The sequence below is a fragment of the Pontixanthobacter sp. CEM42 genome (assembly GCF_017812015.1).
Taxonomy (GTDB): domain Bacteria; phylum Pseudomonadota; class Alphaproteobacteria; order Sphingomonadales; family Sphingomonadaceae; genus Pontixanthobacter.
In genome coordinates this window covers 1,526,760-1,553,563 of the sequence record NZ_JADQTN010000001.1, presented here as the reverse complement: position 1 = coordinate 1,553,563, position 26,804 = coordinate 1,526,760, and the positions used below count along the sequence as shown (strand labels likewise).

At 57.6% G+C, this 26,804-nt stretch carries 10 protein-coding genes; 8 read left to right on the top strand and 2 right to left on the bottom strand.

Going from position 1 to position 26,804, the window contains the following annotated elements; translation table 11 throughout:
- Positions 1 to 23 precede the first annotated feature (23 nt).
- The 5 genes from J9777_RS14795 to J9777_RS07405 all read left to right on the top strand — a co-directional run bounded on the left by J9777_RS14795 (position 24) and on the right by J9777_RS07405 (position 22,410).
- On the top strand, positions 24 to 3,185 hold the full coding sequence (locus J9777_RS14795) for a CHAT domain-containing protein (protein WP_209348086.1): 3,162 nt from the start codon (positions 24 to 26) through the stop codon (positions 3,183 to 3,185).
- A gap of 35 nt (positions 3,186 to 3,220) precedes the next feature.
- Positions 3,221 to 4,993: a ShlB/FhaC/HecB family hemolysin secretion/activation protein gene (locus J9777_RS07420; protein WP_209348085.1), complete on the top strand. Its 1,773-nt coding sequence runs from the start codon at positions 3,221 to 3,223 to the stop codon at positions 4,991 to 4,993.
- Between the two features lie 79 nt (positions 4,994 to 5,072).
- On the top strand, positions 5,073 to 20,501 hold the full coding sequence (locus tag J9777_RS07415; protein ID WP_209348084.1) for a hypothetical protein: 15,429 nt from the start codon (positions 5,073 to 5,075) through the stop codon (positions 20,499 to 20,501).
- A gap of 59 nt (positions 20,502 to 20,560) precedes the next feature.
- Positions 20,561 to 22,009 carry a cysteine--tRNA ligase gene (gene cysS, locus J9777_RS07410; protein ID WP_209348083.1) on the top strand — a complete coding sequence of 483 codons (1,449 nt, stop codon included), beginning with the start codon at positions 20,561 to 20,563 and terminating at the stop codon, positions 22,007 to 22,009.
- A gap of 41 nt (positions 22,010 to 22,050) precedes the next feature.
- Entirely contained in the window at positions 22,051 to 22,410 is a 360-nt protein-coding gene (locus J9777_RS07405; protein ID WP_209348082.1) for a hypothetical protein, read from the top strand.
- Here J9777_RS07405 and J9777_RS07400 read toward each other — a convergent pair.
- Positions 22,407 to 23,051 (bottom strand): 2OG-Fe(II) oxygenase, encoded by a 645-nt coding sequence (locus J9777_RS07400; RefSeq protein ID WP_209348081.1) that lies wholly within the window; start codon positions 23,049 to 23,051, stop codon positions 22,407 to 22,409. The genes J9777_RS07405 and J9777_RS07400 overlap by 4 nt on opposite strands.
- 2 nt (positions 23,052 to 23,053) lie before the next feature.
- A complete protein-coding gene (locus J9777_RS07395) occupies positions 23,054 to 23,659 on the bottom strand; it encodes a 2OG-Fe(II) oxygenase (RefSeq protein ID WP_209348080.1) in 606 nt (201 codons plus the stop codon).
- Between the two features lie 94 nt (positions 23,660 to 23,753).
- On the opposite strand from J9777_RS07395, the gene J9777_RS07390 reads away from it, so the two are divergent.
- From J9777_RS07390 to J9777_RS07380, 3 genes are all read left to right on the top strand, one after another.
- The gene (locus J9777_RS07390; protein WP_209348079.1) at positions 23,754 to 24,695 is read left to right on the top strand and encodes a D-2-hydroxyacid dehydrogenase; all 942 of its coding nucleotides are present in this window, start codon (positions 23,754 to 23,756) and stop codon (positions 24,693 to 24,695) included.
- Positions 24,696 to 24,852: 157 nt separating this feature from the next.
- A complete protein-coding gene (locus J9777_RS07385; RefSeq protein ID WP_209348078.1) occupies positions 24,853 to 26,511 on the top strand; it encodes an acetolactate synthase large subunit in 1,659 nt (552 codons plus the stop codon).
- Entirely contained in the window at positions 26,511 to 26,741 is a 231-nt protein-coding gene (locus tag J9777_RS07380) for a hypothetical protein (protein ID WP_209348077.1), read from the top strand. The genes J9777_RS07385 and J9777_RS07380 overlap by 1 nt, the downstream gene beginning before the upstream one ends.
- Positions 26,742 to 26,804: the final 63 nt, after the last annotated feature.

Below are 26,804 nucleotides of genomic sequence, written 5' to 3'. Positions count from 1 at the left end.
TGTCCTTGGGGAGGGACTTGTACGTGAGTCGACAGAACAGCAGAATTGCGGCGCTTGCGCTTGCCACATGTGGTCTCATTTCAGGCCCCATTGCCTATGCGCAAACCGGGCCGAGCCAGCCGGTTCTGCTGAGAGACAGTTTCCCGATTGGTGATGCCAGCGGGATCCTGTGCCAAGTGCAGGATCGCAGTGTCGAGAACGCCGCCAAAATGTCGATGTTCGACCGGGCGTGGGCGGTGGTATGCCGTGATAGCGCGCAGCCTGTTGGCCAGGTCTATTCCTTCCGCACGCCCGTCGCCGACGATCCTTACGAGAAAACCGCGCAGCAGCGGCGCACCGAAATTGATTGCGGCGGCTCATCTGTCCGTCGAAGCAGTGAACTCCCCGGTCTCGAAATCCGTACCTGCAAGGTCAGCGGGACCCAGCTCGATTGGTCGATCTTCAGCGCCGAGGTAGGCAATACGCAACTGATCGCGGAGGGCTTTGCAGCCTATGATGACGCGACATTGTTGGCGCTGCGCTCAGTAGTGAACAACCGGATCGCGAGCGGTACTATTGATGCGGCATCGACGTCTGTTGCTGATCCGCTGTCCTTTGCGCGGGTGCAGGCAGAGACGCTGAAGCCCGAGCAAGCATTGGCGGAAGGGTACCGCCGCAATCTTGGCGGCGAATATGCCGAAGCGTCAGCTTATTTCGAAACGCTGCAACAGCGCCTTGCCGCGCAAGCACAGCCAGAGGATGAGGATCCGATCAATCCCGGTGAGTTCTTCGTCAACCGCGCTTTGCAAAAAAGCAATTTGGGCGAGTTTGGTGCAGCCAACCGGCTGTTTGAACAAGCCACTCCGCTGACCGCCGGCGATCCGGTCGCGGGCCGGCTGCAGCGAAATTTCGAAGCGATCCATTTGCTTAATCAAGGCTTCTACCCCGAAGCTATCGAGCGGCTGGAACGACAGCTTGATGACTCCACACTCGGGGCCGAAGGTGCGGACGGCAAGCTGTCGATCACACTCGCGCTGTCGACCCGGATCAATCAGGCGAATGAAGCCGATGGGCTGCTCGGTTTTGTCGACGAGCTCAAGCTGACTCCGCAAGAACGTTCGGAAATTATTGATGCGCAAGCCTTGCAATTACGCGGCACTGCTTTGCGGGTTGAAGGACGTTTGGATGATGCACGTGGCTCGCTGATCGAAGCCTATGGCCGCGCGATCGCAGTGCGCGATGGGCGGGTGACATCGATTACGAGACTCCGCGCGCAAGTACTTGGCGAACTGGCGATTATTGCAGAACGACAAGGTCAAGTTGGTGATGCGGAAACCTATCTGCGCAACGGCTTAGCAATCCTTGAAGTGCAATATCCGGAACGCCGCGCGGTTAGCGGTGCGCAGGCTAGGCTCGCGTCGTTCCTGTTGCGGCAAGGTCGTCAGGAAGAGGCGGTCACACTCTATCGGGGTGTGATTGATCGGGCGGCAGGTAAGCGCAATGCGGTTACCGGTTTTGCCAATCAACTGAACCCTTATTACCGGCTGCTTGCCAGCCAAGTCGATAGTAGCGACCAAGCTGCGCAGGACTTTTTCAAAGCATCGCAAGTGCTGATCCGCCCTGGTGTTGCCGAGACGCAGGCGATCCTTGCACGCGAACTCAGCGCCAGCTCGTCCGAAGGCGCACGGCTGTTCCGCCAAGCCACCGATCTGGGCCGCGATATCGAGCGCCTGCGGATCAGGTTCGAAGCGCTTGGCAAAGTCGATCAAACCACGAATGTGGTTCAGCAACGCGCCGAATTGGCCAGTCAGGTTGAGCGGCTTGAGCAGGACCAACTCATCACGCAGGCGCAACTCAGCGCCTATCCCGAGTATCGCGTGATCGCCCCGCGTTCGATTGCGCTGGATGAATTCCGGCAATCGTTGGGTCCAGGCGAAGCATATGCCCGCCTCGCGATGGTCGGCGGCGATGTGTTCATGTTCTACACCGACAGCACCACCGCACGGGCTTACCGCGTGAATCTCAGCGAGGATGACCTCGATTTCCACGTCGATATGTTGCGCGCATCGATCTCTCTGCTCGAGGCTGGCCGCTATGTGACCTATCCTTACGAGGTCGGCATGGCACGCGATCTGCATAAGGCGCTGTTCGATCCGGTTGCGAGCGAACTCGCCTCTATCGACCATCTGATTTTCGAGCCTGATGGCGCGATGCTGCGGTTGCCGATTGATATTCTGGTCGCCGACGATGCATCGGTAGCACGCTATAAAGAGCGGATTGCTGCTCCTGATGCTGATGTGTTCGACTTTAGCGGGATTAACTGGCTGGGGCGCAGCCGCCGCGTGAGTACAGCGGTGTCTGCACAGACATTCGTTGACGCACGCAAGGTTGAACGTTCGCGCGCGTCGCAGGAATATCTTGGTCTGGGGCAAAATGCGCCGATTGGATCGTCGCCGTCGCCAGCAGTGCGCGCGGTGATTGCGAATGGTAGCGACAATTGCGGCTGGGATGCCGGTTTGTGGAACAATCCGATTGATGATGCAGAACTCGTTACCGCGCAAAATTTGATCGGTAGGCAAAGCTCCGAACTCATTACTGGCGCCGCATTCACCGACACGCAGATCAAGAACAAAGACAATCTGCAGGACTTCCGCGTGTTGCACTTCGCCACGCATGGTCTGGTCACGCCGCCCAATACGCGCTGTCAGGCGAAGCCTTCGCTGCTGACATCCTTCGGCGACGGTGAGTCAGATGGTTTGCTGACGTTTGAGGAGATCTTCGCGCTCGATCTGGACGCCGATATCGTGATCCTATCCGCCTGCGACACAGCGGGTGAAGCCAGTATCGAGGCAACGCGCTCAGCCGGTATTTCGTCGGGTGGTGGCACCGCGCTGGACGGTCTGGTCCGTTCTTTCATCGGTGCAGGTGGGCGCGCGGTCATGGCAAGCCATTGGCCAGCACCGGATGATTTCCAAGCTACCGAGCGGCTGATGAGCGAGATGTTCCGTCTTGGCCGGACAGAAAGCATCGGCGGGGCTCTGCGCGGATCGCAGCAAGCGCTGATGGATAATCCCGAGACGTCGCACCCGTATTATTGGGGCGGTTTTGCAATCATCGGCGATGCCGAACGTCCCTTGCTGTCGGATCGCGCCAATGTCGCAGCGACTACTGAAGGTGCTGATGCCGAGGCGGTGATCGGCCAATGATCAGCAATCAAAACAATAAGAAGTGCAAACACTCTATGCGTTCAAAATTTCTGAAGTTCTGTGGATCGGTTTTCATTGCGACTGCTAGCCTCGCCTTGGCTACGCCCGCCACAGCACAACTCACTCGGGAGGAAATTCAGCGTGACCGGCTTGAGCAGCAACTGCGCACTGAAGGACAAGCTGTTACGGTCGATGGTGATATTGAGCGGGCTCCATGCCCACTCGCAGGGCCGCAATTTGCCGATCTGAAATTCACGTTTACTGGGGCGGAGTTCACGGGTCTAGAGCGGATTGATCCGTCAATCGTAACGCCCTCCTATAGTGATCTGGTCGGACAGGAACTGGCGGTCGCTGCGATCTGCGACATTCGCGATCGCGCGGCGACAATCCTGCGTCAAGCTGGCTATCTCGCGGCAGTGCAAGTGCCGGTGCAGGAAATTGACGGCGTCGTGCGTTTCGATGTGGTGCTTGCCCGGATGAGTGCAGTGCAAGTGCGCGGTGAGGCGGGACCTTCGGGAAAATTGCTACAGAAATATATTGACCGTTTGGTCGACCAGCCGGTGTTCAATATTGACGATGCGGAGCGCTATCTGCTGCTCGCGCGGGATATTCCCGGCCTGGATGTGCGGCTGGTGTTACAGCCTGCATCGCGTGAGACTGGCGCACAACCGGGTGATGTTGTGGGCATTTTCAATGTCGCGCGGACACCATTCTATTCTGACGCCAACATCCAGAACTTCGGTTCGAAATCGGTCGGCCGCTTCGGCGGGCTGCTGCGGATGCGCTTCAATGGTCTGACGGGCCTCGGCGATGAAACAACGCTCAGTTATTACATCACCAGCGAGTTCAAAGAACAGCAGGTCGCGCAACTCGGGCACGAGTTCCGCGTCGGCGGCGAAGGTCTGAAGTTTGGTGGTAATCTGACCTTTGCCAAGTCGACGCCAGATATTGCGGGGCCAGATGTGTTTCGGTCAGACACCTTTGTGGCGTCCGCCTATGCATCCTATCCGTTTAGGCGTTCGCAGACCTCCAATGTGATTGGCTCAGTGGGGTTTGACCTCATCGATCAGGATATTGAATTCACCGGACTGCCGCTCAGCAAAGATCGCTTACGCGTTGCCTATGCGCGTGTCGATTTCAACACAATCGATGCGCCAAGCCTGCGCGGAGCTGGCGGCTATTCGGGGTTTGAACCGCGCTTTGCCGTCGCTGGTACGCTGGAAGTGCGTCAGGGTCTCGACATCTTCGGTGCGACAGAAAACTGCGGCGTTGGCTTTGTAAATTGCACTGCTGCGGGCGTGATTCCACCGTCGCGCTTGGACGGAGATGCGACTGCATTTGTAGTGCGCGCTCAGGGGCAGGTGGATTACCGCCCGAGTCCATTACTCAAATTCAGCCTGAAACCGCGTGTGCAATTCTCGCCCGACCCGCTGCTTAGCTTTGAGCAGGTATCGGGCGGCAACTATACCGCAGGGCGAGGCTTCGATCCGGGGGCTGTGATCGGTGACGGCGGCTATGGCGGCCAGGTCGAGATTGCCTATGGATCGCAAGTTCCGAAGACGCCGAACGGCTTTGCGTTTCAACCCTATGCCTTCTTCGATTTGATGGCGGTCAGCACCAAGAATGTCGGGGGCGACCCACAGACGATTTCATCACTTGGCGGCGGTGTCCGCGCTACGTTGGGCAGGTTCGCCAATCTTGATATTTTCGGGGCGGTTCCATTGGAGAAATCGCCTTTCCAAACGCAGCGTAGTGATGTGCGTTTGCTGATGACCCTGTCGATCAGACTGGCGCCGTGGAACCGATGAGGCGCTTGAAGATATGGGACCGAATAGATTTGACCCGTGTGACAGCGGACCGCGCCATGACCGGCGCCGAGAGGACTGAATGATGCGTAGCAAAGCAGAGGGCCGGAACACGGCACAGCCACATAATAGCAACCGCAGCGGACGTCTGCGATTGCTCGGCTCTTGCTCGGCCATGGCGGGTGCGATTGCACTGGCTAGCATGATCGCCAGTCCAGCGGCAGCGCAGTCTCTGCCGCGCAATGCAATGCCCGTTCCCGGCCTCGATGTTCCATTGCCGATGGATGCTTCAGGCCCTGCGAGGGGGCCGGTTATGCGCGGACCGGCGAATGATATTTCGCCCATGCGCAGCGGGGCAACACCATTTCCCACGCCCATCGCGACACCATACTATGTCCAGAGCAAAGGCCTAACGCTCGACGCTCCGTCGGTCCCGGTTCCGCAGCCGAACTCTGCGCCGCCAGCCAGCGTGTCCCCATCCCAGTCAGTTGTGATTGCACCCACGCCAGTACAAACCACTGCCGCGCAGCCCAACACAAATGCGCCTGTGGTCAGCATGAGCACGACCACATCAAGTACAACCGCGCCGTCCCCGGGCGACACCGATACCAATGGGATCAATGTTCGAGCATCGGCAAATTACTTTAGCAGCGAAGTCGACTTCCGGCCTGGCACCGCGGTCGATGTGGTCGAGCTTCTTGCAGCCGATGCGATTATCAACTGGACCACTTTTACCGCGGGTTCGGCTACGACCGATGTTACTTTCCTAGGGGCAGGCGGAAATCTAGAATTCACCAGTGCGCTGGGTGGCTACACTGTCCTCAATCGTGTGTTCACGCCCGGAATAGATAGCGCAATCCGCATTGACGGAGCGGTAACAAGCACCGTTTTGGGTGGGACGGCAACGGGCGGAAATGTCTGGTTTTACAGCCCGGGTGGAATGATCGTGGGTTCGACAGGGTCGTTCAATGTCGGCAGTCTCATCCTCACAAGCAGCGATATGAACGCAACACGCTTCGATAGCGATTTGGCGAGGTTTTCTGGTGTCGCGGAATCGGATACCGCTGTCGTGATTGAGGCAGGCGCGACGATTTCGGCCAGTGACTATGTCGCTGTTGTTGCGCCGCGCGTCGTTCAAGGCGGTACCGTTTCGGTCGATGGATCGGTCGCTTATGTCGGCGCTGAAGAAGCGCAATTGACGATCAATAATGGTCTTTTTGACATCACCGTTGGACTTGGCACCGAGGACGCAAACGGTGTGATCCATACGGGCACGACAACCGGTGCCGCTTCACAGGCAACAGTCAATGGTACTGGCCAGATCATCGACGCCGATGCGCGCGGGATATACATGGTTTCGATCGCGAAGAATGACGCGATAAATATGCTTGTTGGCGGCGATATTGGCTATGAAGCCGCAGCCGGAGCCGCACGCACCGATAATGGCACGATCATCCTGAGCGCGGGTGCCAATGTCACGCAATCGGGATCCGCCAGCGCGCCGACAATTAACATCGAATCCGACACCGCGATCGCAGGTGGTTCGATTGAATTCACTGGTGGAACGTTCACCTCCGACGTGACCGCCTTGGCATCGAGTAATCTCGATGTCTTCCCCGAATTTGGTCAAGACATCATCATGGGCGGGGACGGTCGGGGGGACTATGCACTCGATCTGTCCGCCGGGGAATCGATCAATTTCGGCGCTGGCATTGGCGGTCAAATTGCGATTGATGGCGACGTTTCCCTCCGTGCCGGACTTAACCAAGCAATTGGCGGCAATGCGACGATTCGACTGGCTGGTGCAAAACCGCCGACGGGACCGCTCGATCAGATCTTTGGACCCGGGCAAATCTCGATCGGTGGTGATTTCGTCATCGACTCAAGCGGTACAGGTCGCGATGACTTCTTCATCATCAGGGACAATGGCGGAACAGGTGTGGGTGAAGCCGCAGTTGGCGGAGATATTAGCGTTTCCGTTGGCCAGGGTGCTTTGCTCGACATCAATGGCGATCTGGTTCTTGATGCGTCTGCCCAAGGCGGCAAAGGCGAAGTTATCAGCGGCAACGCGACGGCGGGATCGATCTCCTTGTCGCTCGGCGCCGGAACGCTTGATGTTGCAGGTAATGCGACCCTTAATGCTGGAACTTTGTCTGCCGGTGATGGGAAAATCGGCGGTAGCGGTCCCGCGCAGGAGGGAAGCGACGGGTTTGGTGGCGATGTAACAATTAATTTGTCCGGCGGTAGTTTCACCGCAAATACGCTGGCAATTACGGCCGACGGCAGAGGCACAACTGGCGATGATTCCAGCATTGAACAAAATAACGAAGGCGTCGCCGGCTCGGTAACGCTTGATGTTACCGGCGGTAGCCATTCGTTCGGCGATGTTACGATTTCGGCATTTTCCAATAGTGCAGATTCCTATGACAGCGCCGGTAATCGCTATGCAGGCTCAGCGGGCCGCGCCACCGCCGATGTTTCTGTTAGCGGCATAGATTCCACGCTTTCGATCACAAGAGATCTGCGGATTGACGTTTCGACATCTGGCATCGTCGGAGCTCCAGCGGGAGCGGCTGCGACGATCAGCGCCCAAAACACCGGCACCAGTGGTGGTTTGCTCGTCGGTGATGACATTGTTGTGGACACCTCCGCGGGGAACGGCAGCGATACCGACGTTACGATCGCCGGCTCGATCGAGATGATGGCTGATGGGTCAACTATTAGCTTTGATGCGCTCGATTTTGATGCGGTAGCGTCGCCTAGCGGATTTGCGTTCTTCCTGTTCGGTGGTGGTCGCGATTTCCAAGCGGGTGACATCTCTATTACGGCCACCGGGAGCGGGGTGATTTCGGGTCGGAGAGCGTCGCTTTCCGCTCAGGCTACTGGCTCCGACTTTAGCGGCGGTGACGGTACCGGCGGGAACATTGCACTACTTGCTGATGATGGACGAATAGTCCTCACACAAAGCATGTTCGCGACAGCTTCCGGTCAAGGTGGTTCGGGCTTCGACGATAGCGATCCGTTCAATGTCGGCGTTGGCCAAGGCGGCAATCTGACTTTCACCGTTCGCGGTGCGGGCGGATCGATGGATTTTGGCTCGGTATCCGCCAACACCGATGGATCGATCTTCAGCGATCCAGAAGGCGGGTTTGGTTTCGTAGAAGGCAATGGCGGCAATGGCATTGCGGGTGATGTTACCTTCAATATCGAAGGCGGTACCTTTGATGCCGGCCGTGTGACGGTCAGCTCTGACGGATTTGGCGGCGAGGGTGGTGATATCACAAACCTACCGGCAGCGCCCGCGACCGCTGGAACGCTGGAGTTCTTTGGCGACACGGTTGATTTTGGCGGGTTCGGTATCCAAGCGATTGCGTCTGTCGGGGTATTTAGCCGACCGATTGTTCCTGCTGCTGCGCCGGTCACGTCAATGGCGATGGTCGGTGCACCGGGCACGGGTTCTGGCGGCAAAGGCGGCGACGGCGTTGGCGGTACGGTAACATTCAACCTGACCGGCGGCACGATGAATGTTACCGATTTGGAAGTCACCGCAGACGGCATTGGCGGCGATGGTGCGTTTGGTGACTTCGACTCTGGCACGCTTGCCGGTGACGGCGGTGATGCATTTGGTGGAACCGCAACGTTTAACGCAATCGACGGTACATTGACGGTTACCAACGATCTGACCGTGTCGGCGCAAGGTAATCGCGAATTCAGCAGCGGTGACGGCGGTTTCGGCAATGGAGTTGCCGGTGGTATCGGCGGGAATGCTACCGGCGGTTCGGCGATCTTCAATCTGAATGGCACGGCCGATATCACAGCAGGGAATGTGATTGTCAGCGCCGATGCTTTTGGCGGTGAAGGCGGAACAGGTGACGCGCGATTTGACCCGATTACATTCAATCCCATTGCCGGCGAAGAAGGCGGCGCCGCCGGTGCAGGCACGGGCGGCAATGCCGTATTTAACAACGATAGCGGTACGATTTCGTTCGGCAGCTTGACGGTTTCCGCTGATGGTGAGGGTGGCGAAGGTGGCGGTAGCTTTGGCATTAGCACCGGAGAGTCCGCCAATGATGGGGGCATCGGCGGCGACGGTATTGGCGGCACGGCGACGATAAATCTCAACCAGGATGACGGTTCAGATCCGGTCTATATCGCGCACGCCAGAGGCGTCGGCGGACAAGGCGGCCTTGGTCTCGATAGCGGTGTCGGCGGTGACGGTTCGGGCGGAACCGCTCGGATCAACGTTAACAACGTCAACGTAAACCTGACGACAGCCACAATCGATGCATCGGCGACGGGCGGTGACGGCGGTTTCTCTGACGGTGAAGGCGGCAATGGCGGCGACGGTGGTAATGCCACTGGCGGCTCGGCGATCCTCGATGTCAACGGTGCGGCTGGAGTTCTGACCTCCGATAGTTCGATCACGATGCAGTCCAACGGCACCGGCGGTGCTGGGGCTGAAGGCAATTCGCCGATCTTTGGCGGTGTCCGACCCGGCGATGGTGGCATGGGTGGTGACGGCGCTGCAGGATTGGTGCAGATCATCGCGCGAGACGGCGGCACGCTGACCTATCTCAATGATAGCGGCACCAACGTTATCGGTAGAGGCGGAGCTGGTGGCGCAGGCGGCAATGACTTCTCCGGTCCGCTAACCGCCGATGGCGGCGACGCCGGGTCTGCTACTGGCGGGACCATTGAAGTGTCCGCGACGACTGGCGGTACGGTTAATTTCCAGCCGGTCAGCACGTCAGTCACGCTCAATGCGGACGCGTTCGGCGCGGCGGGTGGCAATGCCGGAATTTCGACCACAGGCTTTGGTTTGGTCGGCGCCAATGGTGATGCGAATGGCGGACAGATTACGCTGACCGCATCGGGTGCCGGCTCGGCGATTAATGTCACCTCTGGCCTTGATGCCTCAGCCCGCGCCACTGGTTTCCAAGACACTCGCACCGGTTCGATCGGTGCGGATGCCGAAGGCGGCGGGCTACTCGTTCAAGTGGACGATGATTCGGCGTTGACGATCAATGGCGCGTTGGGCTTCAGCGCAGACGCGGTGGGCGCGGTAGGATTTACCGATAACGGCGCCGGAACTGGCGGAACCGCAGATATTGTTTTGGTTGGTGGAACCACGACGCTTGGCGGTATCGTATTGTCGCTCAACGGGACTGGCGCGCAAGGTGGCTTCAGCGCGACCGGGGCAGCAGGCACCGGTGGTGATGGCGAAGGCGGGACGGCGACGATTATTGTCGGTACGGCTGCCACACTTGATACGTCACTGCTGACGGCCAACCAGTTTGGGATAGGCGGTCAAGGCGCCGATGGCGGCAATAGTGCAGCCGAGGGCGTTGGCGGCGCGGGTATTGGCGGCATAGCGACAATTTCGTTGGGCGGTACGATCAATAATCTCGCTCAAGTTTCGGTCGTGTCAGGCGCAACTGGCGGTGCCGGCGGCGTTGCTGGCGATGGTGGCGACGCGGCGGATGGCGGCAGTGCGGATGGCGGTACGGTAGAGTTTACGGCCGTTGGAACTGGCCCAGTATTGAGCGATATCTCATCTCTCTTCCTCAGCACTACCGCCACTGGTGGCTCCGGCGGGCAGGGTGGCTCTGGAGATTTTGGTGTTACCGGCGGGCGTGGCGGTTCAGGCGGCGATGCGACCGGAGGCAGCACTTCGCTCGCCATCGAAGGTACCGGTGCTACGCTGACAGTCGATCCGACCTTGTTCCAGATTGGCGCGGATGCGGCCGGCGGTACCGGTGGTTCGGGCGGCAGTAATTTCTCTGGCGGTGATGGTGGTGACGGCGGTGCGGGCGGTGATGCCGAAGGCGGTACTGTGACCGTCGAAGCGCGTAGCGGCACCACTATTTCGCTTTCGGGCGGCTCAGGGCCGGTCCAGATTAACAGCAGCGGCACCGGTGGTGCCGGCGGTGTTGGCGGGTCATACCTCATGGGTTCTGGCGGCGGAGCGGGTTCAGGCGGCGACGGCGGAATTGGCACCGGCGGCTCGCCGACTTTGCGCGCGATTGGCGGGACCATCCAAGGCGGCGATTTGCAATTGGTCGCGGCGGGCTTTGGCGGCCAAGGTGGTGATGGTGGTGATGACGGTCTGATAATTGTCGGCAATTCGGGCGATGGCGGTGACGGCGTTGGCGGTACGCCTCTGCTGGAAGTTCTCGAGGGCAGCCCTGGTATTCTGTCATTTGACGATGTCGATTTGCTCGCCAATGGCGTTGGCGGATTTGGGTCGGAATCCGGTGACGGCATTGGCGGGCTGGTGACCATCAACGATCTCTCGACCGATCCGGCTGGGCTGATCACGCTTGGTTCGCTCGATGTTGATACGACCGGGGATTCGTCCCGCTTTGCGAGCGGCTTCCTGATGACAGGAGGAAGCGGTCCGACAACGGTTACCAATGATATGGTGATCAATACCGCCGGCGATATCGTCTATAATTTCGATGGTGACGGCCAGATTGTCGTCGGCGGACGGGTTCAGTTTATTACTGATGCAAACGTCTTGATTACGCATGCGAACAACACCGTTCCAACTGCTTCATTCGACATAGCTGGTGACTTTGTCACCACCGCTGGCGGTAATTTCACTTCGGGTGCCGGCTCGATCGTGGATGCGGGCAATGAGATGCAAATTCTTACAGGCGGGGACATCACTGCAGATGATCTGCGGTCAGTACGATTTATCTTCCTTCAGGCGCGTGGATCGGTGGCGCTGAATGATGCGATTGCCATCGGACCACAGGGGCTCTCCAACTTTGGCGGTATTATCATCGATGCAGGTCTCGACACGTCGATTCCGGGCTTCCCGCAATATGATCCGAACGAAAATGCGACGATTACTGGCACGGTCCAGTCCTATAACGACATTATTGTGCGCTCTGGCGGCAATGCTACTTTCGCGGCTGGATCCTCGACAACTGCCGACAACGCTCTGTCAGTTCGCAGCGGAGATGACATAATTGTTGCTGCTGGCGCCACTGTCGCGGCGGCGAACAATCCCACATCCTTCATCAACCTCGCAAGCCCGTTCGCGAACGGCCCCAATCTGCGCTTGCTCGCGGGCGATATTACCAATCTGATATCTGTTCCTAACACCCCAATAGCTTCTGTTGCGATTGACGGTGCTGTTAATGCAAATGGCGGGGCAGCGATCCTGACAGGTAACGCAGTCGACGCGCTTGATGGTACAGTCACGGCAAGCTCGATACAGGCGGATATCAACGATGCACCTGCGAATGGTTTTGCGCTGAGTGACGACAACGGTTTGCTCGATGCGAATTGCTTGCAGGGTAATGTGTGCTTCGGCAATGTGTCTGCTGATAACCGGATCGAGATTGGCCAAGCCAGCAATAATGACGTCATCGCACTGCTGATCGAACAGGGCACGGTCAACGCCCAAGATATCCTGATCACGACCCGCGCCGATGTAGTGATGGGCACGACCGGTATTGCGACAATATTGGGCGCGGCCAATCAGTTCGCGGTCCAATCGACTGAAGGTAATGTCGATCTGCGCGATGCGGTGATCACTAGCGACTCTATTTTGATTAGCGCGGCACGCAGCCTGCTTGGCACCAGTTCGCTGACTAGCACGAACAATATCCAGATTGGTGTGGGTCAGGACGTTAATGCAACGCTGATCGATACCGATGGCCAATTGATCGACGGTTCGGGTAGCACTGCCAGCTTCACCGCTCCAGGCTCGATCAATATCGGTACCTATAATCTGGGAGATCGCACAGCGCGGATTGACGCAGGCAATAGCATCAACATTGGTGCGCTCAATATTGATGGCATTCGCGACGTCCGACTGACCGCAGCAACCACCGGAGCAGGCGACGTGTTCTTGGGTACTGCGACTGGCGCTCAGGATATCATCTTGCGCGGAGATAATATCGGCTTCACCGATCTTACATCGTCCCGTTTCATCAATTTTATCACGTCTGGCACCATCACCGGCGGGTCGTTGACTTCTGCGAGCATCATGACACTTGAAGGTTCATCGATTGATGTCGGTGATCTCGACACTGGTTTCATCACCAATATCGACGCTACCGCGGGTGACGTTTCCATCGGTAATATCACCAGCACATCGTCGGTTCGCATTGACGCGACCGGCAATGTTACGACGCTGGACGTTTCTGCCGCATCGGGAACCCAGATATTCGCGGACGGGAATATCGACGTCGGTACAGTCGTGAGCACAGGCGCAACAGCCGACATCGTTCTCAATGCAACTGGAACGCTCGATTTCGCCGGAATAGACGGCTCACGTTTGGTCAATCTCGATGGCACCCAGATCACTGGCGGCAACATTTTGGCCGCTGCGGGAGTGAGCGTTGATGGTACATTGATCGACGTCGGCGATGTTCGTTCAACCGGCGGATTTGTCGGGCTCACATCGACGGTTGGCGACGTAAACACAGGCGATCTGACTTCTGACACCCTCAGTGTGGCGGTGACATCCGCAGCTAATGCCAATGTAACCAGCATCACCGCTGGCAGTTCGGGTAGCATCACGTCAACCGGCAATACCATCGTAGGCGACATCACGGCAGGGAACAATGTAACCCTCGATGTGGATGGCAATCTGACCAGTGGTGCGCTGGATGCCCAATCGGTCAGTCCGGGCATGACCATCACTGTCGACGGTGATGCTGATATCGAAAGCGCGGATTCCAATGGTCTACTGACATTGACTGTCCTCGGCGATTTGACAGGCGGCGACTTCACAGGATCCGGCCTTACAAGGCTGACGGCAGCTTCGATTGACATCACATCTGCTGGATCAACCAATCAGTCTCTTGCCGTCACTAGCACGGTTGGCGATGCTGTGATCGGCACAACCACATCCGATGTTTCAACCACTGTGACTGCGGCTGGTGCGGTGGATGTCGTCACCGCGATGAGCGACCGCTCGGTCGCTCTAACCGGCACTTCAGTGACGCTTGATAACGGCACAATTGCAAGCAATCTTACGCTCAATGCGACCGCCGGTGATGTTACGGGATCGGGGGTCATTGCTGTTGGTGGTAACGTCAATCTCGATGCCACGGGTGATATCGGATTTGGTTCGCTTGATGCGCAGGGTACGACCTTTACCGCCGACGCTGGTGGCGCGATCAATTTCACCAGCGCGACATCGGGCGGCAGTTTGGCCTTCAATGCGAACGGCGCGATTGCTGGCGGTGATTTGACATCGACCACGGCGCTGACGCTCGATGGTGCGTCGATTGATGTCGGCAATATCGACACTGGCGGCACGGGCGATGTCACTCTGACATCGACGCTCACGACTATCGAGACGGGTGATGTTGTCGCGCGCATCCTAACGGCGGATGCGGAGACCGACCTGACATTGGGTGTGGTTGATGCCATCGGTCGGACCAATCGCGCCAACGCTATCAACCTTGATGCGAATGGGACGATCAGTTTTACGTCACTGCTTTCTGGGCGCGCGATCACCATTGGGAACGACGCGAGTGTAGATCCGGTTGCAGTGGTCGGCGGCACCATCACATCTGACAATGACGTGAACATCACTGCCGACGCGATCAGCCTTGGTGATGTCACCGTGACGGAATCGGGCGCAATCACGCTTGAATCAGAGGCGGGTAATCTCACTGCAGGCAATTTGACCAGCAACACTTTCGGCTTATCCCTGACCTCCAGTGACGCGGTGAATACCGGCAATCTGGCCGTGGTGGGCAATGCCAATTCGTCCGACATCGATATTGATGCAGGTACCGATGTAACGGTCGGCGATGTGACCGCCGGTGACCGGCTGACCATGCGTGTCGGCGGTAATTTGATCGCTGGAGCATTGGTCTCCAACAACAACAGCCCGGGAATGAATCTCGACATCACCGGAAACGCGGATATTGCGTCGGCAACTGATGCGGATGGCCCGATATTGATTAGTGTTGGTGGAGCGCTGACGGGCGGTCAGTTCACGTCGGATGCTGCTCTGAGCCTCTCTGCCAATTCAATCGATATTGATGGCGCCACGTCGACCAATGGTTCGGTCGGGATAGACACTTTCCTTGGCGGTGCGGCGATCGACACGATCAGTGCAGGCAACGATATTAACGCGGATATTATCGGTGACTTGCAGTTCATTACGGCGACTGCAGCAGATTCGGTCGATCTGACGGCAACCGGATCGGTTCTTGGCGGAGATATCACAGCAACAAACGATGTTGATGTGGATGCAAATAACATCGCGATCGGCGATGTGAACGCGGCGAATATCGGACTGATCAGTGCGACCGACATCCGCTTCAACAGCCTGACCTCGCCCAATGCGATCACTGTTACTGCAGCAAATGGTCTGATCGGGGCCAATTCTGGCAACGGCGATATCGATAGCGGCGGCGATGTGACGCTGGATGCCGAAGCGATTGCGCTTGGCGATATTGACTCGGATGGATCGGTGAATGCCGATGCAACCGCTGGCAATGCGTCCTTCGGCACGGTCGACGCAGCGAATGATATCACCATATCAGCCAGTGGTACGCCATCGCTAGTCAACGCGATCAGCGGCGGAAATACGAGCATCACGGGTGCCTCTGTGACGTTTAATAATGGTACCATCGGCGGCGATCTGACGCTCAATGCGACTGCTGGCGATATTGACGGCAACGGGGCAGTGACGGTTGGTGGAGCGATTGATTTCGACGCGACCGGCAATGTCGGCTTCGGTGATCTGGCCGCACAAGGCGGCAATTTCACTGTCGATGCGAATGGAGCAATCAACTTTGTCGGCGCGACCAGTAGCGCAGATGTCGTGCTCAATGCTAACGGCATAATCACCGGTGGCGATGTAACAGCGACAGGCACGGCGCAGCTTGATGGTGGTGATATCGCAGTAGGTGATGTCAGCGCGGCCAATATTGATCTAACCAGTGGCGCGGATATTCTATTCGATAGCCTCGTGTCGCCCAACGCGATCACCGTCTCCGCACTGAATGGCATGATTGGGGCGAATACTGGACCGGGCGATATCGATAGTGATGATGATATCACGCTGACCGCTCAATCGATCAGCGTTGGTACCGTTGCGGCGGGCGGCTCGGTTAGCGCCGATGCGACGGCTGGCGATGCATCATTCGGTACGGTTGATGCCGCGACTGATATTACAATCACGGCCACGGGCACACCAACCGTCGCCAATGCGATCAGTGGCGGCAATACGAGCATCACCGGCGCTTCGGTCGCGCTCACAAGTGGCACGATTGGCGGCAATCTGACGCTCAACGCAACTGCTGGCGATATTGACGGCAATGGCGCGGTGACGGTCGGCGGCGCGATTGATTTCGACGCGACCGGCAATGTCGGATTTGGCGATCTGGAGGCGCAGGGCGGAGACTTCACAGTCGATGCAGGCGGCGATGTCGCCTTCGGTTCGGCAACCAGCAGCGCGAATGTGGCGATCACCGCGGGCGGTACTGTAGATGGAACCAATGTTGCGGCCATCAATCAGGTCGATCTGACGGGTAGCGCAATCACGCTGACCGATGTCACGACGGGCGGTCCAATCAATGGAACGGCCACCGGCGGAGACATCATTGTCGATAATATGATCTCGAGCGATGATGCAATTACGCTCGATGCAGCGGGCAACATCAGCGTTGATCACGCAGAGGCTGCGACCGACTTTACGGCGACGGCGATTGGCAATGTGACAACCGGGCTGAACTCGATCATTACTGGCGGGAACATCCTGATTTCTGGCGATATTGTCGATCTGGGTAATTCGTCTGCAGGCGGCTCGGTCGATGTCACAGGTAGTCAGATCGACTTTGTAACCTTGGCTGCCGGATCGACTGTCGATCTGGAGACGGTCGCGATCTCCAGCAACAATAATGGCAATGGCAACATTACCGGTGTTGATTTGACCGCGGGTCCAGGCGCGAGTGCGCTGACTGCGCTCGGTTCAATCGATGTTTCGGGCAACACGACCATCGGCGGATCGCTGACAGCCGATGCCGTGAGCAATATCAATTTCGGTACGGTCGACGTCCAAGGCGGTGATTTCGTCGCTGATGCTGGCGGTGCGATCAGCTACAATGACGTTACAGGCGGCGGCGATGTGCTGTTTGCAGCTGTTGGCGCGATTACAGGTGATGACATCATCGCCGCCGGTGCGATTCAACTCGACGGTGGCGATATCGCGGTGGGCGATCTCGACGGCGCGACCATTGCGCTAACGAGCGGTGCGGATGCGTTGTTTGACACGCTGACGGCATCGGGCGCGATCAATGTGATGGCACTCACAGGCGCGATCGGCATCAATGCTGGTTCCGGCGATATTGATGGCGGCGCAGCAGTCGATTTGACTGCGCAGACAATCACTGTGGGCAATGTGTCTGCTACAAATGGTGTGACGGCGACGGCGACTTCCGGTTCGATCGCCACGGGTAACGTGACTACCTCCACCAATGGTTCGAGCGTTGCGCTTAGCGCGGCGGGTGCTGCCAGCGATATTAGTGCCGGCACGGTAACCACCAACGGCGGCGATATCGCCGTATCATCGGGCCGCAATATCGCATTGACTGGTGCCGCAACCAGCGCAGGAACGCCGACAAGCGGCACGATTGGGCTGCTCGCTGGCGGCGATGTTACGGTCACGGGCGCGCTGTCTGCAGGTGAGGATGTCGCGATCCGCTCATTGGGCAACACCACACTGGGCACCGTCACGGCGGGTGACGATGTCGTGATACAGGCTGATGGCTCACTCACGCTCGATTCTGCGACAACTACCGGCACGGGTATCGATCTGTTCGAGGTTGTTCTCAATCCGGCGAACGCTGGCCAGCCCGGCGCAGTGGCCTTCGCTGCCGAAACTCTCACACGATCGAACATCGATCTCACCAGCGGCGCAGATACGACCGTAACCGGCTCGCTCGATGCGGTTGACGATATTACAGTCACCGCAACCGGCACACCGAGTGTCGGCAATGCGATTAGCGGCGGCGACACCAGCATAACCGGTGCTTCGGTCGCGCTGAACAACGGTACGATTGGCGGCAATCTGACGCTCAATGCGACGGCAGGCGATATTGACGGCAATGGCGCGGTAACAGTCGGCGGAGCAATCGATTTCGATGCCACCGGCAATGTTGGTTTCGGCGATCTGGATGCACAGGGCGGTGACTTCACAATCGATGCAGGCGGCGATGTGGCCTTCACGTCGGCGACCAGCAGCAACAATGTCGGTATCCAAAGTGGCGGCGCACTCGACTTTGCAAATATCAATGCCGATGGCGATGTCTCTGCCACAGCGCAGGACGGGATTGTCGGACAGACTATCGCAGCTGATGGTTCTGTGGCGCTAAGCGGTGCAACCACCATTCTGCAGAACGTCACTGCTGGTGGCAGCGTGACCAGCCAATCGCTGGTCGGCGCGGCCACTATCGATAGCGTAACATCGGGCGGGATCATCGACATTGATGCGGCCGGGTTGGCCGATATCGGCACCGCGACTGCGACGTTTGACGTCAATGTCGAAGGTGGCTTGGTCACAATTGGTCAGGCGGATGCAGGCGGCACAGTCGATCTGGAATCGGGCGATGCCGGAAGCGTTTCCGCCGGAGCCCTGACCGCAGGCGCTGACATTCGCGTTGATGCCGGAAGCGGCGGCTTTACGGGCACAACCCTGGACGCCGATCAAGCGGTCATCATCTTTACAGCAGGCGGTGCGCAATTCACCAGCGCCAATGGTGATGATTTCGTCTCGGTGACAGGTGACGGCGATGTCGCTGCAACCAGCATCACAGGTGGCAATGGTGCCGTTGTCGATGTCACCGGTGCGCTGACCGCCGATACGATTGCAGCGGGTACCAATGGTGTGGCTGACATCACCGCTACTCAAGGTATCACCATTGGCACACTGAGCGGCGTTGCAGCGAGCCTGGAAGCTGACGCGGGTGCAGTGGCCGTAACCACAGACGTGGCGGTGACAGAGCTGGTTCGCGCAACCGGCACAAACGTCTCGCTGACGGCACTGGGCGATCTTCAGACGACCGTTGATGCAACCAATGGCGGTGCTGATATTACCACTGGCGGAAACCTTGATCTGCAGGGTGTGACGGCGACGGGCGATATCGCCGTCGTCAGCGGTGGTTCGACCGAAGTGAATGGTGCGCCGGTTGTGACGACTTCACCGACGCCGACATCGGGCACGCAAGGCACGCAGCAAGTTACCTCTAGCGGAGGCAATATCTCCTTCACTGTCGGTGGTGATTTGACGGTCAACGCGGCAGTGTCAGCGGCGAATGATCTGACGATGGACGTCAATGGCTTGATCGACCTTCAAGCCGTCGCAGCGGGTCAGGTGATCAATGCGCAGTCGAGCGATATCACGATTGGCGCGAACGGAGCACTGGGTCGAAGCGACCAGACCGATGCCATCAACATTGCGACCAATGGCGATATCGCGCTGGGTGGTGCAGGCGGTGCGCAAGGCTTTGAACTCGACAATGACGAATTCTCCCGCGTTCATAGCGGCGGAGATGTCACGATCACTGCGAACAGCCTCAGCACTGATGACGGCAACATCACGGTCGATGATTTGGCAGTTGCGGTTGGCACTGGCGGCAGTCAGACCGATGGCAATATCGGACAGAATGGCAGTCTGTCGCTCAATGCTGACAATAATGTCGGCGTGGTCGGCAGCGGCGTCGTGGGCAATGCGGGCGCTGACACGACGCTCAATATCAATGCGGGCAAGACGCTCAGCATTGATCCTGAAACTGGTACTCTACGTGTCGAGGATGCGAATATAGCGATCACCGGATCGATCAATCTGACTGCGCCGTCGATTGTTGCGGCAAGCGCTACGGCGCTGACGGATATTGCAGGCGGAACTGTTGCCGACATCGATACGCGGCTTGGTCAGAATGACGGCTCAACCCGTGATGACGGTGTTATTCAAGGTAGCACGATTACTTTCACAGTAGATGACGCGCTGCTGATCCAGAACACTGGCGCTGGCACTGATTTCGCCGACCGACGCGGTCTTGTCGCGGATGCGGTTACGATAAACTCCAACAATCCGGACGTCGATATTGTGATCAACGGTATCGTTGGTGGTGCGGCTGGCTTGGATACCATTCCGGTGACCGGCGTGCCGACTGACTTTGATCAAGCATCGACGATCAACGGTTGCCCGATCGCCAATCCAGCAAGCTGTGTGGTTGTGCCACCTGATCCTGATCCAACAACAAACAATCCCGGCGGTGATCCGGTGCAGGATCTGATTGAAGAGCAAATCGATGGAACGACACCGATGGATACCGGCACAATTGGCACTATCCTGGTCGAGCTCCGCGATGATCCGGAGCGTGAGCTTGATCCGCTGATTGACGAGCCAGTAACCGGCGCAGGTAACGAGGACCTGTGGATTGGCGAAGAGGAAGAAGGCGAAGGCGACGAGGATTGCGATGATCCGAGCGGCGTTTGTCCGGTCGAAGGCGAACTCGAACCCGCCGAATAGGCTGGTCCGAACGTTTGATGGCTTGACCCGATTGGGCGCTCATGTGCATGGCGATGCGCATGAGTGAAGTCCCTCTGAAACTGTTCAACAGCCTGACCCGCAGCCTCGAGACCTTCGAGCCCGTCCATGCGGGCGAAGCGCGCGTCTATAGCTGCGGCCCCACGGTCTATAATTACCCGCATATCGGCAATATGCGCGCCTATGTGTTCGCTGATATTCTTGGCCGGACGCTGAGCTGGAAGGGGTATGCGCTTAAGCATGTCATCAACATCACCGACGTTGGTCATTTGACCGATGACGCGGATGACGGCGAAGACAAGCTGGAGAAAATGGCAGCCGAGAAGGCCCAAGATATCTGGCAGATCGCCAAGCATTATACCGAGGCATATTGGGACGATATCAAAGCGCTCAATATTCGCGAACCCGCGCATTGGTCAGTCGCGACAGACTATATCGAAGAGATGCTCGATTTTGCGAAAAGCATTGCCGACAAGCATTGCTACGAATGCGAGACAGGCCTCTATTTCGATACCACCACGATCGATGATTATGGCCGGCTTGCCCGCGCTGTGACCGAAGACGGAGAAGGCCGGATCGACACAGTTGAGGGCAAGCGCAATGCAGCCGACTTCGCGATCTGGCGGAAAACACCTGCTGGTGAAAAGCGTCAAATGGAATGGGACTCGCCGTGGGGCAAGGGCGCTCCTGGCTGGCATCTCGAATGTTCGGTAATGGGCGAGAAGTTGCTTGGCTTCCCGTTTGATATTCATACCGGCGGGATCGACCACCGGGAAATCCACCACCCGAACGAGATCGCACAGAACCAAGCGTTCTGCGGTTGCGGCGGTTTGTCAGAAGCGACCAATTCTGGCGCGCGGTTCTGGATGCACAACAACTTCCTTGTTGAGCGTTCGGGCAAGATGTCCAAGTCTTCGGGCGAGTTTCTGCGGCTGCAATTGCTTCTCGACAAAGGCTATCATCCGCTCGCTTACCGCATGATGTGCTTACAGGCGCATTACCGGAGTGAATTGGAGTTCTCGTGGGACGGCTTGAACGCCGCCTTGACGCGGCTCAAGCGGGTTGTGATGGCGGTTGAGCGGTTGGCTGATGCTGTCGCGAGCGATCCATCGCACCAGAAATTCGCGCCGATGCTGGAGAAGTTCGATGCGGCTTTGGCTGACGATCTGAATACGCCAATCGCGCTGACCGCGCTGGAGGAAGCTCTGGCCGTCAAGAAAGTCGATGCGAACGTGAAGCGGGCGGTGATAGAGAAGATGGACGCGGTGCTTGGCCTGAACCTGTTCGGCCTATCCCGCACCGATCTGCGCATCCGGCCGACTGCCGCGCAGATGTCCGAAGCGGAAATCGCAGATGCAATGGAACGCCGTAAGGCCGCCCGTGCAGAGAAAGACTTCGGCACATCCGACGCTATCCGTGATGACCTCGCCGCAAAGGGCGTGGAACTTATGGACGGCGATCCGCTTGGCTGGGATTGGAAGCTAGCCTAGCACTCCTTGCGCCAGGCGCTCCACAACGCTATAACAGTTGCATGTTGCAACCCATTCTCTGGTTCCTTCTTGCCGCGTTACATGCGCTACCAGCTTTCGCCCTGTTCCGCCCGTCGAACCTGACGTCGCTCTACGGGATTACGCCGGACAATCCGTTGTTCCTGTTGATGCAGCATCGTGCTGCGCTATTTCTGGCGGTTTTTCTTGCCTGTCTGTGGGCGGCATTTGATCCATCGTCCCGGCGGCTCGCTGTGGTCGTGACCGCAGTCAGCATGATTGCCTTTATCGTGCTGTACTTTGCCAAGGGATCGCCTCCGGCTTTGAAGCAAATCGCGATGGCAGATTTGATTGGCGTACCCGTTCTGGCGCTGGCGGCGTGGTTAGCCTTCCGGCCCGCCTAGCTACGCGATTTCCTCACCCAGCAATTGATCGAGAACCGCGCATCCGCGAAGGCATTGCCGGGGACTGTGATTGGCAACACCTCATGCGGCGCGAATGAGGGGAACAGTGCCAAACGATCATGTTTGGGCTCAATCAGAGCAGGCGGCGCGTATCCACCAATTGGCATGATCGCGAGTTCGCCGCCGCCAAAGCCGGCCGGCTGGCGATGAAAGTAATAGACAGCGCTCAAGACCCTATCTGACTGCGTATATTCGCGGGTGCCGTCGCCATAGGTGTCGATATGCGGAGCGAAAAAACCGCCATCCCGGTGTGCCGCCAGGCTCAATTCGATGGTTGGTTCATCGATGGGACGCAGACCCACTTGCGTGAACAGATCGACCATACGATTGCGCACAGTTTGGCGAAACATCTGCCCTATATCACCTAGTCGTTCCTGAAATTGCCAAGAACGGCGTGATTGGCGATCAATTTCGGAAGCACTGTCCGGCGATGCCACTTCCGCCGGCGCAAACTTCGCTTCATTGTCGAGCGCGAATTCCAGCAGCTTGGCTGACTGTTCCGTACCCAGGAAACCATCGAGCGCCGCGAATTGCGTAAACAAAGGCCGGTTGTCGTCGGCGGTTGGCTTTGGTCCGGACATATCTAGCGAACCCTATACCGCACCCAGCAATTAAGCGAGAAACGCCCGTCCTCGAAGCGACGGCTTGGCACTGTGAGGCCGCGAACCGAATGCGGCGCGAAAGCTGGAAATACAATCAGCCGTCCGTGACGAGGATCGACTGGCTTTGGTTCCGCTCGGCCATCGAGCGGATGAATCTCAATCTCACCACCTGAAAATTGCTTTGGTTGGCGGTGGAAATAGTAGACCGTGCTGAGAATACGTTCGGTCTCGACATCATCGCGATTGTCCAGAGTCAGCGTGTCGATATGCTTGGCGAGATTCCCGCCGTCGCCCGTCGCAATCAGCTCGTTCTCGAGCAACGGATTATCAATCATAGGTACGCCGGCGGCTTCGAACAGTTGGGGCAGTATCTTCGTGAACGCCGTGCGGTATTCGCGACCGACATCTCCTAACTTTCCGATGAAGCGTTTCGATGTGCGGAAGTTTGGATCGACCGCTTCCGAGCCGTCTGAATAGGAGGTCGTGGTGACATCGAAACCGCCTTCATTGGCGATGGCAAAATCAAGCAACCGCGCGGGAAGTCCGCTGCCAAATACATCATCCAGAACTTCGAATTTGGTAAACATCCGCGGTTCCGCCCACCCGTTCAACTCATGCGCCCTTGACGCAGTCGCTTGTAACCTGTTCCTCTATGTTTCCAACAGAGGAGCATTGCTTTTTATGACCATCGCCGTTCTCTCGTCACTGATCAGGCCCGCAATCGAGCCGCATCTGCCTGATTGGTTGGAGCCGCGCTGGTTCGCGTCGACCGATGAATTGATGGAGCATGTCGGCGAAGCGGAAATCGGCTGGTTCGACCTATATGACCAAGAGCCGATGGCCGAGGCGGTGAAACGCGCCGAGAAGATGAAATGGTACAATTCCATCTATGCGGGGCTGGATTTTCTGCCGCTTGAACTGCTGGCCGAGCGCGGTGTGACGGTTACCAATGGCGCCGGTATCAATGCGATCACTATCGCCGAATACACGCTGATGATGATGCTCAATCACGCCAAGGGCTATCGCGACGTCGTCCGGGCGCAGGATAGGCAAGAATGGTTGCAGGACTCGCCAGGCAAGATGGAACTCGCCGGAAGCCGGGCGTTGCTGCTGGGTTATGGCGCAATCGGTAAATTGATCGAGACACGGCTGCAGGCCTTCGATGTCGATGTGACAATCGTTCGGCGTTCAGGCGGATCGGATGGTGTGCTTGGCCCCGGCGAATGGCGCGACAAGCTGGGCGAATTCGATTGGGTGATCCTCGCTGTACCCGCAACGCCCGAAACAGACGGCATGATTGGAGTAAACGAGCTGGCGGCGATGAAAGACAGCGCCGTGCTGGTGAACATCGCCCGCGGCACAGTGGTCGATCAGGATGCGCTCGTCGCCGCCTTGCAAGACAAGAGCATCGGCGGAGCGCTCCTCGATGTAACCGATCCTGAGCCGCTGCCGAAAGACCATATACTCTGGACGCTTGAGAATGCGGTTATCACGATGCACTTATCGGGCAGGGCGCAGGACAAGATGTTTATGCGGTCTGCCCAGCGCTTTCTCGAGAATCTGGGTAAATATCATCGCGGCGAACCGCTCAGTCCGATTTTCGATCCTGCCCGTGGGTACTAACGGGCGGCGATTGACGGAAATTACCTAGCAGGGTGACTCCGGTCGCCCTAATTGGTAGGCAATTGAGACACTAAAGGAGGCGTCAGACCTCTGTCGAAACAGCGGTCGCACGTATAATTCTAGAGACACCGTTTCGCGTGTCTGGAGAGGACGACGAATGGCCGATACCAAAAAAGCTTCCGACGTATTTATCGATTGTCTCGAAGCCGAGGGCTGCGAGTATATTTTCGGCGTCCCGGGTGAGGAAAATCTCGACCTGCTCGACTCGCTGGGCAAGTCAGACAAAATCAAGCTGATCCTGACACGGCACGAGCAGGGCGCAGGCTTTATGGCCGCGACCTATGGTCGTCATACAGGTAAGACGGGTGTGTGCCTCGCAACGCTCGGCCCCGGTGCGACGAACTTTGTGACGTCCGCCGCCTATGCGCAATTGGGCGGGATGCCGGTGCTGATGATTACCGGCCAGAAACCGATCAAAAAGTCAAAGCAGGGCCGGTTCCAGATCGTCGATATCGTCTCTCTGATGGAACCGGTCACCAAGTATTCAATCCAGATCGCCGCCGGTGACAACATCCCAAGCCGGGTGCGTGAGGCATATCGCCTGGCCGAAGAGGAAAAGCCCGGCGCAACGCTGATCGAGCTTCCCGAAGATATCGCCGAAGAACAAGCGAGCGATTTCAAACCGCTGCCGAAAAGCGTGGCGCGTCGCCCCTCTGCCGAGGCGAAGGCGGTACGCACTGCGGTCAAAGCGATCGAAGCGGCGAAGTCGCCGGTTCTGGTTATCGGCGCCGGCGCAAACCGCAAGCTGTGCGGCCGGATGCTCGAACAATTTGTCGAAAAGACCGGAATTCCCTTCCTGACCACGCAAATGGGCAAGGGCGTCATCGACGAGCGACACCCGAAATTCCTCGGCTGTGCCGCGTTGTCAGCGGGGGACTTTGTACACCGCGCGGTCGAGGCTTCCGATTGCATTATCAATGTCGGCCATGACGTGATCGAGAAACCGCCATTTTTCATGCATGATAATGGTGTGCAGGTGATCCACGTCTCGACCAAGACAGCGGAGGTTGATCCGGTCTATTTCCCGCAAACCGAAGTGATCGGCGATATCGCCAACGGCATTTGGCAGATGAAAGAAGATATCACGCCGAACCGTTCGTGGAATTTCGACAAGCTGCTGGCCTATCATCAGGCCGAATTGGATCATACAAAGAGCCTGTCAGACGACACGCGCTTCCCGATCTTCCCGCCGCATTTGGTGCAGCAAGTCCGCGATTGCATGCCGCATGACGGGATTATCTGCCTCGACAATGGCGTGTATAAAATCTGGTTCGCGCGTGGCTTTACCGCCTATTTGCCGAACACTGTTCTGCTCGACAATGCGCTGGCGACAATGGGCGCGGGTCTGCCGTCCGCAATGATGAGCGCGATGCTCTACCCCGACCGCAAGGTGATGGCGATTTGCGGCGATGGCGGGTTCATGATGAACAGCCAGGAGATGGAAACGGCGGTCCGTTTAGGACTAAACATGACCATTCTGATTCTGCGCGATGATGCGTACGGTATGATCCGCTGGAAGCAGGCCAATATGGGCTTTGACGATTACGGCCTGACCTATGGCAATCCCGATTTCGTGAAATATGCCGAAAGCTATGGCGCGGCAGGTCATCGGGTTGAAAGCAGCGAACATCTGACCGAGGTACTTGCGCATTGCCGTGATACGCCGGGCGTACATTTGATCGATTGTCCAGTGGACTATACCGAGAACGACCAGATCCTGAACCACGACATCAAGGAACTAAGTGCGAAACTGTGATGGCTGATGAAAAGGGACGTAGGGAAGGGGAATATGACTTTGCGCTAATAACCGTTCGCCATCGTCATATTTTGGGTCTGGTATGTCTGATCTTTTTCGCGGCACTGGCTAACTGGCTCTTTTGGGACTTGGGGGTTGGGCCGTTGAACGCAAAAACAATTGCTGGGGCAGCTTTTCTCCCAGTTTTGATTTGGACTACGGCTTTGATGAGTATGATTGGAGCTGAATAGCGCATTTCTCGAGAAGTATAGGGCAATCGGCGTTACCCTTTTTTGAGCTAATAAGGACGAACA

What these genes read in the sequence shown, in the direction of transcription:
- J9777_RS07390 (WP_209348079.1), top strand. Translation starts at nt 23,754, where the DNA reads ATGACCATCGCCGTTCTCTCGTCACTGATCAGGCCCGCAATCGAGCCG.
- J9777_RS07415 (WP_209348084.1), top strand. Translation starts at nt 5,073, where the DNA reads ATGATGCGTAGCAAAGCAGAGGGCCGGAACACGGCACAGCCACATAAT.
- J9777_RS07395 (WP_209348080.1), bottom strand. Translation starts at nt 23,659, where the DNA reads ATGTTTACCAAATTCGAAGTTCTGGATGATGTATTTGGCAGCGGACTT.
- J9777_RS07400 (WP_209348081.1), bottom strand. Translation starts at nt 23,051, where the DNA reads ATGTCCGGACCAAAGCCAACCGCCGACGACAACCGGCCTTTGTTTACG.
- J9777_RS07380 (WP_209348077.1), top strand. Translation starts at nt 26,511, where the DNA reads ATGGCTGATGAAAAGGGACGTAGGGAAGGGGAATATGACTTTGCGCTA.
- J9777_RS07385 (WP_209348078.1), top strand. Translation starts at nt 24,853, where the DNA reads ATGGCCGATACCAAAAAAGCTTCCGACGTATTTATCGATTGTCTCGAA.
- cysS (WP_209348083.1), top strand. Translation starts at nt 20,561, where the DNA reads ATGAGTGAAGTCCCTCTGAAACTGTTCAACAGCCTGACCCGCAGCCTC.
- J9777_RS07420 (WP_209348085.1), top strand. Translation starts at nt 3,221, where the DNA reads ATGCGTTCAAAATTTCTGAAGTTCTGTGGATCGGTTTTCATTGCGACT.
- J9777_RS07405 (WP_209348082.1), top strand. Translation starts at nt 22,051, where the DNA reads ATGTTGCAACCCATTCTCTGGTTCCTTCTTGCCGCGTTACATGCGCTA.